14 protein-coding genes are annotated in these 14657 nt (G+C 36.2%); all 14 read right to left on the bottom strand.

Annotated elements, in window-relative coordinates; translation table 11 throughout:
- Window positions 1-31: 31 nt before the first annotated feature.
- The 14 genes from BLE01S_RS16455 to BLE01S_RS21015 all read right to left on the bottom strand — a co-directional run bounded on the left by BLE01S_RS16455 (window position 32) and on the right by BLE01S_RS21015 (window position 14595).
- Entirely contained in the window at window positions 32-1174 is a 1143-nt protein-coding gene (locus BLE01S_RS16455) for a sugar ABC transporter substrate-binding protein (protein WP_066144879.1), read from the bottom strand.
- A gap of 232 nt (window positions 1175-1406) precedes the next feature.
- On the bottom strand, window positions 1407-2504 hold the full coding sequence (xylF, locus tag BLE01S_RS16450; RefSeq protein ID WP_231955870.1) for a D-xylose ABC transporter substrate-binding protein: 1098 nt from the start codon (window positions 2502-2504) through the stop codon (window positions 1407-1409).
- Between the two features lie 10 nt (window positions 2505-2514).
- Complete coding sequence (locus BLE01S_RS16445) at window positions 2515-4056, bottom strand: response regulator (protein ID WP_066144875.1); 1542 nt, start codon at window positions 4054-4056, stop codon at window positions 2515-2517.
- A complete protein-coding gene (locus BLE01S_RS16440; protein WP_066144873.1) occupies window positions 4031-5497 on the bottom strand; it encodes a sensor histidine kinase in 1467 nt (488 codons plus the stop codon). Before BLE01S_RS16440 ends, BLE01S_RS16445 begins: the two co-directional genes overlap by 26 nt.
- The gene (locus BLE01S_RS16435; RefSeq protein WP_066144915.1) at window positions 5494-6471 is read right to left on the bottom strand and encodes a sugar ABC transporter substrate-binding protein; all 978 of its coding nucleotides are present in this window, start codon (window positions 6469-6471) and stop codon (window positions 5494-5496) included. Before BLE01S_RS16435 ends, BLE01S_RS16440 begins: the two co-directional genes overlap by 4 nt.
- A gap of 864 nt (window positions 6472-7335) precedes the next feature.
- Window positions 7336-7497, bottom strand: coding sequence for a hypothetical protein (locus tag BLE01S_RS20875; protein ID WP_157419506.1), 162 nt, complete (start codon window positions 7495-7497; stop codon window positions 7336-7338).
- 34 nt (window positions 7498-7531) lie between these two features.
- Window positions 7532-8272 (bottom strand): hypothetical protein, encoded by a 741-nt coding sequence (locus tag BLE01S_RS16425; protein ID WP_066144869.1) that lies wholly within the window; start codon window positions 8270-8272, stop codon window positions 7532-7534.
- Window positions 8273-9115: 843 nt separating this feature from the next.
- Window positions 9116-9538, bottom strand: coding sequence for a MarR family winged helix-turn-helix transcriptional regulator (locus tag BLE01S_RS16420; protein WP_066144867.1), 423 nt, complete (start codon window positions 9536-9538; stop codon window positions 9116-9118).
- A 68-nt stretch (window positions 9539-9606) separates the two neighbouring features.
- A complete protein-coding gene (locus BLE01S_RS16415) occupies window positions 9607-10341 on the bottom strand; it encodes an SDR family NAD(P)-dependent oxidoreductase (protein WP_066144864.1) in 735 nt (244 codons plus the stop codon).
- A gap of 13 nt (window positions 10342-10354) precedes the next feature.
- On the bottom strand, window positions 10355-11104 hold the full coding sequence (locus BLE01S_RS16410) for an SDR family NAD(P)-dependent oxidoreductase (RefSeq protein WP_066144862.1): 750 nt from the start codon (window positions 11102-11104) through the stop codon (window positions 10355-10357).
- 73 nt (window positions 11105-11177) lie between these two features.
- The gene (locus BLE01S_RS16405) at window positions 11178-12449 is read right to left on the bottom strand and encodes an MFS transporter (protein WP_066144860.1); all 1272 of its coding nucleotides are present in this window, start codon (window positions 12447-12449) and stop codon (window positions 11178-11180) included.
- A gap of 89 nt (window positions 12450-12538) precedes the next feature.
- Window positions 12539-13345 carry an SDR family NAD(P)-dependent oxidoreductase gene (locus tag BLE01S_RS16400; protein WP_066144858.1) on the bottom strand — a complete coding sequence of 269 codons (807 nt, stop codon included), beginning with the start codon at window positions 13343-13345 and terminating at the stop codon, window positions 12539-12541.
- A gap of 475 nt (window positions 13346-13820) precedes the next feature.
- Window positions 13821-14048, bottom strand: a complete 228-nt coding sequence (locus tag BLE01S_RS21020; protein WP_174521741.1) for a uracil-DNA glycosylase family protein — start codon at window positions 14046-14048, stop codon at window positions 13821-13823.
- A 112-nt stretch (window positions 14049-14160) separates the two neighbouring features.
- Complete coding sequence (locus BLE01S_RS21015; protein WP_066144854.1) at window positions 14161-14595, bottom strand: hypothetical protein; 435 nt, start codon at window positions 14593-14595, stop codon at window positions 14161-14163.
- Window positions 14596-14657: the final 62 nt, after the last annotated feature.

The raw sequence follows: 14657 nt of genomic DNA, 5'->3' as shown, positions 1-14657 counted from the left end.
TCCCTAAAGATTGCTCTAGGTATTCATATTTTTATAGTCCAGTAAACTCACTCTCTTTATAGTAGTCCGAATCAATGAGTTCAGCTTTAACGTTCTCTTGCTCAACAACGATAACATCTGTCTGTTTTGCAGATATCTCCTTACTTCCATTGTCGTATGAGCCAGTAGTTTCAGGCTCTTTGCCATCAAGAATGTCAACAGCCATTCCCATAGCGTCCTGAACGAGTGTACGAACGTCTTTAAATACTGTCATTGACTGTTTTCCATCGATAATATATTGAATAGAGGCCTTTTCGGCATCTTGACCAGTTATTACATAGTTTGAAACGTCTGGGTCTCCGGCAAATACATCTGCAATAGAACGTGAAGTACCGTCATTTGGAGCAAGTATTGCAATATCTCCCTTTAAGTCCGCAGTAGCTGCTGTCAGGTGAGTTTGAGCTTTATTTTTTGCTTCATTTGGATCCCAATTTGTTGTAACTTGACCAAGTATCTTGCCTAATTCATCACGTGAAAGTTCTGCTTTATCTTTTAACCCCTCAGCTGTACTCGAGTTAGCAACAACGAAAGTTCCATCCGCAATCTTCGGTTGCAGCGCTTTCCATGCTCCTTCAAAAAATAAAAAGGCATTATTATCAGAAGCTGCTCCAGCATAAAGATACAATGGGATATCTTTGCCTTCACCTGCGTGATCAATTAAGAATTGTCCCTGTGCTTCACCTACCGCAACACTGTCAAATGTTACATAATAATCAACTGCTTCTGTATCCGTAATTAAACGATCATACGCAATGACTGTAATACCTTCCTTTTTCGCAGCTTCTACAGCCGCACCCGCCGCCGGACCATCATGTGGAGCAATAATTAAAACATCAATCCCTTTACTAATGAGGATTTCTACATTTTCCTTTTCTTTAGCGGATGATCCTTGGCTAAATAAAATTTCAGTTGTATAATCGGAATCCTTTAACGCATCATGAAATCGCGTCTCATCTTGGACCCATCTCGGTTCATCTTTCGTTGGTAAAACAATTCCAACATTTACTTTACCTCCAGGTTTTTTCCCATTATTACTTTCTCCGCTACTCTTTGTACTATTATTACTACAGCCAACTGCGATAATTGCCATTATCATTACAACGAGCAAGACAGAAACCAATTTAAAATGCTTCATATTGAAACCCCACTCTCATCTATAATTTTTAACTACAATTCAAATATATCAGCTTCACTTTCCTGTAAAACGCTTTCTTATAGCATTATTTTATTATCGTCTGTATTTTTTAAATGTTCTAGAATCAAGGATGCAGTAAGCTACAAGATGACGAGTCCAACCTATAGGTCTTAAGAACTAATACATTAAAATAAAGTCACCAGGATAATTCCTGGTGACTTTAGCAGTTAAACTATTCATGCTTTTTTCCATAGACTTCTTGTTTTGTATGGAAACCATCTGCAATTATTGTTTCATCAATGTTTTTTTTATCAACAGCAATTGGAGAGTATAGCACGGATGGGACTTCAGCTTTCCCATTGTTTATAATTCTTTCTCCCTCTACTTCTTCCCCTCTGGCAAGTTTTACGGCAAGCTCAGCGGCTTGGCCTGCAAGTTCTTTCAATGGCTTATATACTGTCATGGTTTGCGTGCCTAGAACGATTCTTTGTGCAGCAGCAAGGTCAGCATCCTGCCCAGCAACAGGTACTTTTCCTGCAAGACCTTGTTTAGCCAGTGCTTGAATTACCTTACCAGCTGTAGCATCATTTGCTGAGATCACAGCATCTACCTTATTATTGTTTGCTAATAAAGCCTCTTCCATATTGGACAGAGCATATTCAGGAATCCAATCCTTTGTCCATTGGTCATAAACAATGGTAATATCTCCTTTGTCAATAAGAGGTTGGAGAATATTAAAGACGCCTTTTTTAAACAAATGTGCATTGTAATCTGTTTCTGCTCCACCTATATACACATAATTTCCTTTCGGAACTAATTTTGTTATTGCCTTTGCTTGGAGTTCGCCTACCATTTCATTGTCATAAGAAATATAAAGATCAATTTCAGAATTTCTTACTAATCGATCATATGATAGTACTTTAATCCCTGATGCATGTGCCTTTTTAACAATCATAGCTGTTGACTCGGCGTTATGTGGCACAATGACTAGTATATCGATACCCTCATTGATTAATGTTTCGGCCTGCAAAATTTGCTGTGCATCATCCCCCTTTGATGCCAGTATCTTTACCTCTGCCCCTAAGTCTTCCACAGCCTCCTTAAACAACTCGCGGTCCCTTAGCCATCTTTCCTCGGCTAATGTGTCCATAGAAAAACCAATAACTATCTTGCTGGTCTTTTCTACTTGACCCTCATTAGTTTCTTTGTTTAATGAGGCTTCCCCGTCTAAAACTTGTTTTTCAGAACGGTTCGACTTTTGTTGACAACCAGTAGCAGTATAGATTACAAGAAACATAAGTAATAGAATATATACCTTTTTCAGTTTCAACCCCCCTTAGCTATCCTTTCGTGCCGATTAATGATCTTCTATACTCTGTTGGTGATGCACCATACATCTTTTTAAAAACCTTACTGAAATAGTTTGGATCTTGGTATCCAACATCGAAAGTAATTTCTTTCAAGCTCTTTTCTGGAATCATCATTAATTTCCTAGCTCTTTTTAATCTACATTCAGTCAAAAAGGTTATATAGTTCACGCCTAATTGTTCTTTAAAAAGTTTGCTAATATAAATAGGGCTTAATTCAAATTTATGTGCTATCCCATCTAGGGAAATTTCCTCATGAGAATGTTCAACTATATACTGCTTAATCCGCTGAATTGTATCATCTTCTATTTCATTATAATACTCGATATAAGACTGCCACATTTGGTTCATTAGATGATTCGTTTCGGTGCGCAATTGCCTAAAGTCTTTTATTTGAATGGAATACAAAGGAGTATCAGTTTCCACTCCCATTTCATTTAACACCCGAGAGGCAATCCAAAGCAGCTCTAAAATACGTTGCTGGGTCTCAATAAGACTAACACCTTTATTCTCAAAAAAACCAATTAATTCAGCTGCTTCTATTATAATTTCCCGCCACTGACCATTTCGAATCTGATCAAAAAATTTACTTTCCAATACCCTTGAATTATATCCAGCTATTTTTGTATCAGCTAGTGGCATATCGGCATAAAAGCGATACTTAACAGGCAGAGAAATATCTTTGGTAGTAATAAGCGATTCTTGATAAGACTGCCTAATTTTATCCAACGAGTCGCAAATATTACCAATCCCAATAAACCAACCAGCTCTATCGTGGGTACTGGATACGGATAAAATACTTCTAGCCAAAGTTATAGCTTGGGAACGAAATGATTGACCAGGCTGCCTAAATACAATCATTGGAATCTGTCGTCCATATAAAGCACCAACCCATGTACTCCCTATTTTTCTAACTTTTTGTTTAATTTCCGCATATAGGCTTTCCGAATCCTGTGGTAATAAAATACTCATTACAAACTTTTCACTAGTCATGGGAGTATCCAATAGCTCAACTAACTCATCCAAATGTATCTCGTGAACATGGTCAAATAATAACTGTGTTACAACATCTGTTTCTACAATAGTTAATGCCTTTTGCAAGGTATTTTGCTGAAATAGATTTTCTTTCCTAGACAGTTTTTCCTCATTGATTTGACTTATTACCCTACTTACGGTTTGTACAACCTCTGTTGCTTTACTTGGCTTAAGGAGATAATCTTTTACACCTAGCATTATCGCGGACTTTGCATATTCAAACTCGGCATATGCTGTAATCATAATAAACTTGATATGAGGATTTTTCTCGTTCATAAGGCGGATCGCTTCAAGACCAGACATTTTAGGCATCTTTATATCCATTAATACCAAATCAGGCATAAATAACTCAGCCATCTCTAAGGCAACCTTCCCATTTTTCGCTTCTTTTATTTCAAGCTCTGGAAAGTTATTAGATAGTATCGCTTTTAGGCCTTCTCTTACTATCTGTTCATCATCCACGATGAGGAGTCGCTTCATTGCCGTCCACTCTCCTTGTTTTCGGTATTTTTAAAATTACCTTTGTACCTTTCCCTGGTGAGCTCTCCATATCAAATACATCATTGCGATTGTAAAATAAATTTAAACGCTTTACGACGTTGTTAATCCCAATTCCTGTAAAATGACCTTCCCCTTTATTATTATTTACTTGAAGTATTTGTTTAATCTTTTCTTCCGTCATGCCTGGACCATTATCCTCCATCTCTATTCTTACGTGGTCAATTCCATCTTTAACGCAAAAGCTGATTATTCCTCCATCCTCATTTGGCTCTATTGCATGGATAACGGCATTTTCTATGATTGGCTGCAAGGTTAACCGTGGAATTTTTACACCTAAACAGGATTCATCAATCTCCATATGAAAGTGCAACCGGTCTGTGAACCTTGCATATTGAATATCTATATATTGTTTAAGGACCTGCACTTCTTCGAATAAGGCGGCTGAGTTTTCTAACTTATTAAGGTTATAGCGTAAAAGCCCCGCAACACTTACTAAAAGATCACTTGTTTCTTCCGACCCTTCTAAATAGGCCTTTTTTGATAATATATCCAAAGTGTTATACAGAAAATGGGGGTTAATCTGGCTTTGCAGGCTATGAAGCTGGCTTTCTTGCAATAGCAGTTTACTTTGTTGGAGTTCATGCTCCAGCTGTGCCTTCTGTTTAATTTCAGATAAATAGTTATTAATATTGATTCGCATCTTATCAAACATTTTTGCAAGAAAGGAAATTTCATCATCCGAATCCACTTCAATTTTCAAATCAAATCTCCCCATAGATAACTCTTGTGCTGCTTCCGTTAGCTTTATGACAGGCCGAGTAATCCTTTTTGAAAACCAATGGGCCAATAGCAACAACAATAAGGTAATCAAAAGTAAGAGCCAGAATCCCAATATTCGTAATTTTTCCGAACGTTCAATAATGCTACGGTAGAATCGTTCATATGTTTTAATCTCTGTGTCAATTAATGTAAGTGTCATTTCCGAAATATACTTCGAAATTCGGCTCGCTTCAGAAAATGCACTCAAATAATCTTCTGTTTGTTGTTCTGTGCGGGCTAGTACAGATTGATTCATTGTTTCAAGAAGGCTGTCGATTAAGTTTTCGTAATTAGTTAATGCATAATCATTATCCACATTTCTAAATTTGGAAACTTCATCTGTTGTTCTCTGAATTTTAATTTCACCTAAATGGAGTGCCTTTAAATTTGCTTCTGTCGGTTCAATTAAATAATTATTAAGAGTAGTGACAATTTGTTGGCTATCACTTGTCACTTCATTCATGATTAAATAGCGCTCTAATATTTCATTGTACTGATTTTGCATTTTTTGATTATAGTGGGTCAATGAAATCCAAATAGCAGCCATAATAAATAAAACAGTTAGGACGAGTACCAATATTTTTTTCTGAATGCTATTCATCTTTCATCCATCGCCTCTACAATCCGAATTTCCGTTTGATATCCATTTAAATCTAAAGGAACACTTTTATTATTAAGCCATTCTAATATTAGTTTCACACTCATCGTCCCCATCTCTTCTGGAGACTGCTCTATGATTCCATCAATCTTCCCCTGATTAAGCAATGTGATAGATTCATAATCATCATCAAATGAATAAATATAATATGGCTCAATTTGTGATCTACTCTCAACTTCTTGGATCATTCCCGCCAATATATCAGCATTAATGGCAATGAAAGCATCAATATTCGGGTGATGGTTCAGTACCTCTTTTGTTTTTGCAATGACTTGATCCCTTGCATCAGGGGTCTCTATATTAATTATTTGTATATCTGGGTATTTTCGCAAAACATCTTTAATACCTTTAAGGCGTAGCTTTTGAAAGTATTGTTGTTGTATATCAATCATGATCACTACTTCTCCTTCGTTACCCATATCAGCAACTAATTGTTCACCAATCATTTTTCCAGCTAAGTATTGATCTGATCCTACATACGATTTTCTAAGACTATCCCCCATAGGAACATCATTCGCTACAGTAATAATGGGAATTCCATAAGAAGCTGCCTTTATTTTTGTTAACGCTTTAAACTCATCAGTATCTAGCCCTTGAACAATAATTCCATCCATTTGCGAATATATAGCGATTTCAAGCTTTTTTAAAAAATCCTCTCGGTTATTGCCATAGCTTCCCCAAACTTCAAGACTTGCTGATTCTTGTGCGGCCTGTTCCATTGCACCCTTTGCTACTTTGTCCCAAAAAGGCGTTTCAAGTTCTTGTGTAATTAGTACCAGTCGATGATTCCCATCTATTTGTTCTACAGCTTTGGGCAACTCCCAATCTGATTCAAAGACTTTAACTCCAGAAACAATAGTAAAATAGAAAAGGAGAATGCAAACTAAAATGGTTATAACGATAGCTATTCTACGCAAAAGATACATCAACCTTTCCACGATAACCTTATGTTTATTTTAGTATAAATGAGCCCTTCTCCATTTAAAATTCATGTTCAAAGCTTTTGTAATTAAAAGTGAATGTCTTTTGATTGATACAATTTCATATACTAAATTTTAGCTTTAATTGATTAAATGGGTACTTAGATACAAAGAAGTACTACTTTTCAAATGGATACTAGCACATTATGCTATTTTTAACAATCAAAAAAGAAAGATAACATGATATCCACGGCCATTTTCACATATTGGACTTAGAAAAAGCCGTAAAATTCCTTCTCATGAATTAACATTTGCTGATAATACGAGTGATATTAATAAAGTTTGAATGGCTATGGGTAGTAGGAATGCTACCTGACGAAAGGGAAATTCAAAAATAAGGAATTTTCTTTTCCCTAGATATTGATTTGGGATAAAGAAGGCCAAATCTTTATAGAAGTGAACATCGTAAGTGGTCATCACAAAACCATAACATGGATTTTAGTTAACCTCCTAATTGAATATGAAAAAGGCAAAAATAATGGATAAATTCATTATCACGTCATTCCATTAGATCTAGGTAAATAGCTATAATCCCTGGTACTACTGTTTTAATTTAGGTTTTCGGGATACAAGGGACCGAACAGTTTCAAGGTGTTCCTTTATGTACTGGGCCATTTTTCCAATAAAAAAGATCGTATCCAAGATGATACGATCTAATAAGACATTAAATAACTAGCAGGTAAATGTAATTACCTAAATTCTAAAATCACACTACATAGTTCCTTATTTTCCCCTTGTTATTTCTACATATACTAAGTATATTATAGCAATAACAAATACTACTATTTCCGGAATTTTAGATTAAGAATGAGTAACTTCTAGAGCATAGTCGAACATTCCTTCACCCAAATTCCCTTCTTTTCGTCCCATGATCGCAGCAACCATTAAATGTGAAGTATTTCTAAAAATAAACAATGTGGCTGAAACAATCAACAAAGAAATTCCTGCAGCTCGTTTATTCATAAAGTCACCTTTATTCTTCCATATTGTCTAGTTGTTATTTAGGTGCTTTACTTGCTTCTTTGACGGCATAGATTCCATCTGGCAGTCCCGCATTACCTTTTTTAGCGATATATAAATCAAGGAAGTATTTCTTATCAATTATTTTCACATTGCTACCAGCATAATAATTCCATACCTCCTCATACGTAGTTCCATATGAGCTTTTCATGTTAGGTGTATATTCTACCCAAGAATATATCTTTAGTGGGATTGGCTGACTAATTGAATCTGAGCTAGAGTAAGATTTATTCCAAGAAGCTCCTACAGTAGCTTGAACTGCACTTTTCGCATAACTTGATGAAAGAGAAACATTACTTGTATAGCCTCTAGAAACTGAATAGCTGATGGTCCGGGTAATTTTCTGAGTTGTACCATTATATACAGGAACCGAGACTCTTTTCTTTAAATCAGTTCGATATACAGAGGAAATTAAACCAGCTTGTACATAGCGACTTTGATTTATGATTGCAAATGGAGTCACTGAATTATTTTCAGGCGCACTTATAAGCCCGTTATTATTAGCAATCTCTTTTTCCTTGAACCCCTCTATTTGTTGTAATTTTTCTTCACTTCCCTCCAATATACGATCATATTCTTTAGGATTGATCTCCTTTTCGACACCATCCTCTACTAATATTGCTCTTACAACCTCTGAATCATTAGATTTTAAATCCTCTGATTCTGCAAAGGATAACATACCCGGGAATACAAATATAGAAACGATTAGTGACATCATAACTGGTACTCTTAGTAATTTCATTTTACATAGCAATTCAATGATTCGTCAGAATAAGTTAAACAACAACATTCTGACGAATCCCTCCTTCCTTTTCCATAGACTTCTAAAAGACGTCAAGAAGTCAAAAGTAGTTCCTCATTTTCTTAAATTAACTTTTATGCTTTTCTTTTTATACTCCTCTAAAATAAGATAGTAATAACCTTGTTATGACTCGCTAAAACGCTATATTCAAAACCAAAAGGGAGTGATTACTCCCTCTTCTATATTCTTTCTTTATGGCGTTGAAAGATCTCTATTATTTTTATCTATCCTTAAAATAAAAACTTACGAAGGAAATCATGGGAAATATACAAGATGTTCATGCTGCTTAATGGTTAAACCAATGAGCACCGCTCTCAACCCAATGTTTATTAAATGATTGAATCAAACATCCCTGTCGGAGTATCCGATATTACAGGAGTAGATCTTTAAGTGAGGGTTAGTAAAACATGGCATGGTACGGTTAACTTTGAAGTTGTAATTTTTGTAAATTGACACCACTTTAAACGGAAGGAGGTCGTTTGTGGAGTATGTCATTATAAATGCAAATGCTACCTCAAAAATCCCTAAAATGGTTTCCTTTGAATAGGCTACATCTATTCTCACTACTGCATGACTGCTTATAAAGCCGTCATGCAAAAATTCTTAGCTTTTATAAATTAATACAAAATGTGGTGATTCTAATAGTAAATAAAATTCTCCCTCGAAGGGAATTAACAGCAGGAGGAGCCATATCCAAGGGTAAATCACTGCTAAATTGAAATTTCGTTAAGCTTCTTTATCATGCTATGAATGAAAAGTTTAGTTTCTATTATCATTTAGTTTCTTATAAATATTTAACAATTGTAGCCTTTCCTCATCCGTTAGCTTTTCAAATAAATTTTTGCGGAGTATTTGGCCTTCTATATTAGCTCTCTTCACTATTTCGATACCTTTATCCGTAATTCCCAAATAAATAATTCTTCGATCGGATTTATCTTCTAGTCTAATAGCTAATTCTTTTTGTACGAGCTTCTCTGATAAATGTGTTAAAGTCGGCGGTGTTAGTCCCAGTACTCTTGCGATATCTGATGGACGGCTTTTTCCATTTTCCATTATATGACCAAGTACTAAAATGTGAGAAACACCTAGGTTTTCATAAAATATTTTATTCCACTGGATAATAAGGTTATTTGTTACTTTGTCCATATTATGAATGATCTCGAAAATAGTCTGTTCTTTCATAAAATTCAATCCCTGCTTTCCAAAGATAAGAGCCCCTATTCCCTAGAGGCTCTTTTTATCTTAGCATGTTATTGAGCTGAGAATCCACCATCAATCACCAATTCAGAGCCTGTGATATAAGACGATTCATCAGATGCAAAGAATAAAGCTGCATTTGCAATATCTGCTGGCTGCCCTAATCTTTGTAAAGGTGTTGCCTGGATTAAATGACCAAGCAATTCCTTTGAGGTACTTAAAGTTTGTGTCATAGGTGTTTCAATAATCCCTGGAAATAATGTATTTACACGTACACCTTGTTTACCAAAAGTTGTTGCGGCTGCCTTAGAAATAGCACGTACCGCACCTTTAGAAGCAGAGTAATGGTTAAATCCTTGACCAATTTGTGCTGTATAAGATGAAATATTCACGATAGAGCCTTTATTTTGAGCTGTCATATATGGCGCCACATGTTTCATCCCTGCAAATGGGCCAAATCCATTGATGGATAGCATTTTTTGCCAATCATCTAGGTTAATATCTTGGTAAGGTTTTTCTGATGAAATTCCTGCATTGTTCACAAGGATATCAATTTTACCGAAGCGGTCATTTACTTCTTTAGCAAATGTTGCCCATCCTTCGTCTGAAGCAACGTTTAATTTCATGCCATGCACATTATCCATCTGGCTTACTTTTTCAAGTGCTTCATCATTTATGTCTGCCGCGATTACGATTGCACCTTCTTTGCTGAATAATTCAACCATTCCTAAACCAATGCCTGAAGCTCCACCTGTAATAATTGCAACTTTATTATCTAATCTTCCCATGATTAAACACTCCTTAACGTAATTTAATGGAACCACCATCTACCATAATTGTTTGACCAGTAATATAATCTGAATCCTTGCTTGCTAGGAATACAGCAACTTGACCGATATCTTGTTCAGGATCGCCAAGACGACGTAATGGGATTCGGTTTATCATTGCATCATACATCTCTGGAGCATTTTCACGCCATTGCTCTACACCAGGAGTAAGTGCAATCGGAGAAATTAAGTTTACATTAATGCCTTCTGGCCCCCACTCGTTTGCTGCAACACGTGAAATGGCACGAATCGCTTCCTTAGCAGCAGCATAAGAAGTTTGTGTTACTTGTCCATCAAGCCCAGCACCTGATGCAAAGTTAATCACCTTACCTTGAGACTTCTTCAATTCTGGATATGCCGCTTGCATGAAATGGAATGTAGGATAGAAGCCTGTACCAAAAGATAAATCTAATAATTCTTCTGTTGTTTCGCTAAATGGAGCTTGTTTAGATACGTGTGCATTATTCACAAGGATATCTATCTTTCCGAACTTTTCGACTACACTGGAAACAATCTCATATACATTTTCCTTTTTCGAAATATCTTTAATAAAAAGTAATCCTTCTGCATGCTCATTCACTTGGGCAAGTGTTTCTTTTCCTTTTTTTTCATTTACGTCAACGATTACGATGTGGGCACCTTCCTTAGCCATTGCAAGAGCGATTCCTTTTCCAATACCTGATGCACTTCCTGTTACAATCCCTACTTTACCTTTTAACTTCATTACGATTACCTCTTTCCCTGATATCTTTGATAGCTAAATATAACGTGTTAAAACTTATTTCTCCAAAATATGGTTAATTCCAAGATCCATCTTCCACCAATTTCTTCTTTCCTTTATAAGCAACAAATACACAGAATATATTAATAATCAACATCGCTATAATTGCGTAAAGTACTATCGTGTAACTACCAGTAAAGTCAAACGCATAACCATAGAGCGGCAACGCAACGACGGAAGAGATCGCTAATCCCATAGATGCAGTTGAATAAATTTGGCTATACTCTCTATTCCCAAACAAGCTCGACGTTAGGGATGGCCCTAATGTTCCAATGGAAGATGAAATGACACCGAAAAGCCCAACAGCAAACGTAATCATGCCTGTACTATTACTAGAGAATGTTAAAAGACAGATCGCAATCAAACCAGCACCCATTGCTATGATCGCTGTTAGCTTAGAACCGATTTTATCGCTCAAGAAGCCAATGACTAATGAACCTACCAATACACCAATCATGTACGTCCCCATCACATTCCCAGCAAAAGTAACATCAAAGCCCTTATCCATTAAATAGGTCGGAATATGCATCGAAAAGCTGGCTATCGATGTAATTAGGAAGAAAAAGAGCACCAATGCATAAAATGACGATGATTTCCTCGCAACAGACAAAGTGACACCTTTATTTCCTGCATCTGCTTCCGTGTTAATCCCTTCTTGTACTTGTTGCTTTTCTTCCATCCCATATGGAAGCAATCCCTTCGCTTGTGGCGACCTCTTGATCAGAAGTAATACGATTGGAATAATAATGATAATGACTGCAATACCAACAGAAATATAAGCCGCTCTCCAGCCTTGTCCCCCAATCAGTTTACCAACTATCGGTTGAGCAACTGCGCCAAGCGCTCCACCAGCAGCACTCATAATTCCAAGCGCCAAACCATTCCCTTTTTTAAACCATTGGTTCACAATGACGGGCCCAGCAATCACTGTAATAAACACACCACCAACAGCTAATGGAACAGCGAAAATATACCATCCCCATACGGAACTCATTAAACCAAACATCGCAAATGCACCAGCTTGAAGGATGATTCCAACAATTAAGATCAAACGCGTATCATATTTCGCCATCAGTTTACCACCTATAGGTAAAAAGAGCATTGTCACAATCGCTGATACACTAAAATATAATGATAAATTACCCATTCCAATTCCAAGATCTTTTGTTACAGGTGTTAAGAACAGACCAGATGAATTATTTAATGCACCTTTTCCTAACCCGACGATGATACAAAGTGCAATTAAAATCCACCAAGCATAATGAAATCTATTTTTATTCTGACTCACGAAGTTTCCCTACTTCCTCGTATACTTTCAATTCTTTCATACCACAACATATATGGGATGCATTTCTGATTCTATTGGAAATTGCGTTTTTAGCCTTGTGCTTTATTCATATAATCTCTGAAGTCCGGAATGCTAGGATTCCCAATATAATGTCCACCTTCCACTTGAATCGTCTGCCCAGTAATGAACTTAGACTCATCTGAAGCTAGGAATAACACCGTATAACCAATGTCATCGGCTTCACCATGATATGGCAATGCATTATATTTTTCGAAGATATCCAATACTTCAGGTGCCATATTATTTTTAGCCGCTGGAGTTAAAATCAATCCAGGTGCCACTGCGTTACAGCGAATTTTATCTTTCCCGTATTGCGTTGCAATATACTTCGTAAGATTTACAACACCCGCTTTCGAAGCACCATATGCCGCACGAATGGCATCTCCATGAAAACCCGCCATAGAAGCAGTATTAATAATCGATCCACCACCAGCTTTGATCATATGTGGAATCGCATATTTACTACCCATTAATACACTTTTTAAATTTACATTTAAGAGGCGATCCCACTCATCCAGATCCATATTGACCACATCTAAATCCTTCTTCAGATTTGTTAAGCCAACATTGTTAAAAAGGACATTAATCTTTCCATAGTGGTTAACAGTTAATTCAACCGCTTCCTCAATAGACTTGCCATCTCCCGCATCTATAAAAATACCAATAGCCTCTCCGCCTTGAGCTTTAATATCTTCCGCTGCTTGCTTCGCCCCTTCAAGGTTAAAGTCAGCAATCACTACTTTGCAGCCTTCTTTCGCTAATAACTTTGCGGTTGATAAGCCAATTCCCGAAGCGCTTCCAGTCAATAATGCTACCTTACCATTTACTCTACCCATGATCTGAGTAACCCCTCTCTAAGAAACATCTGATTTTCAAAACTCGATATTCACACCTTGTCGTAATAAGCATTCCCTTAAAGAATGATTAAAATAATTTACATATAAAGTTTTCTATATAACAGGCCTTTGCAGAAATTCTCGTTACGAGTTCCTGTTTACTACAAACCGTAATTTTAGTTCTAATATATCTTTTCACTTAAAATAGTTAGACGTCGAACCATTCAGCACCTAAATAGTACCAAAATGATAGAACAAATGCAACGAGAAGATATTATTATTTATAATCATTTTAGTTTGAGCGCAATCATTGCAACTAAACATTTGGCACCGAAAGTAATAGTATTCACACACTATTTATATAGGAAGATATGTGTATATTTTTACTACTAAATTTGTGGGAATTTACGGGTGTACATCCAAATTTCCACTGTAAAATAACATCGATCATTTCAAATTATTGGATAATCATTTTCTACGATTTAGTTTTGCTTTGATCAAATTGATTTGCGTATTTCTTAACAATACGTTGAAGCTCTGGCTTAACCATTTCAAACTGTCTTTTTCTATGACCATTAGCACCAGAAGGATGTGGGAACCCAAAAAGACAACTGTATTCCGTAATATTCCCTTGATTTACTAACTTTTTGACTACTTCACTTACCGCCTTTCCAAGCGGAATAAGTAAAATGTCATTTTTCATTTCTTCTATTTCTTTAGGAAATACTTGATATGCAAATTCTGTCAGCAATGAGGATTGAGTTATTTTCGGGGTATGTCCTGTATAATTCTTTCCTTTAATAAAGACAGGATATTTAATTAGAGAAGTCGTATGCATCAAGTTTTGGCATTGGGCTAAATAGTAGTTGACTGGTACTTAGTTGCAAAGCATCATTCACTCCACATGCATCTAGCATTTCTATTAGATTGGTTCTCATCGTACCTGCAAAACCTGCCGCTCTCTTAGAGCTTTTCATCAACTGTATGAGTGTAGCGTCTTGTTGTAAACATACTTTGGCCTCCTGGAAGGCAGCTTTCATTTGTGTCCATCCCGGGGTGATCCCAACTATAACAATTTTAGCATCACGGTTTATATACTCATTATGTGGTGCATAATATATTTCAATGTCACTGGCTTTTTCTATTAAAAATTTTTCGTTTATTAGATCTCCTTTATCAATCTTAGTAGGATTAGGCAAACGATTGATAGAAGGCAAATAGCGTTTTAATTGAAGGTAATCTACTGTCAAACCAAACACCTCTTATCATTTAGTCATGGAACATATCTAATCCAAATAGACCGTTTACTAGA

It is taken from the genome of Lederbergia lenta NBRC 16444 (assembly GCF_001591545.1).
Taxonomy (GTDB): domain Bacteria; phylum Bacillota; class Bacilli; order Bacillales; family Bacillaceae_C; genus Lederbergia; species Lederbergia lenta.
The sequence above is the reverse complement of the archived record's forward strand: the minus strand, read 5'-3'. Positions and strand labels throughout refer to the sequence as shown.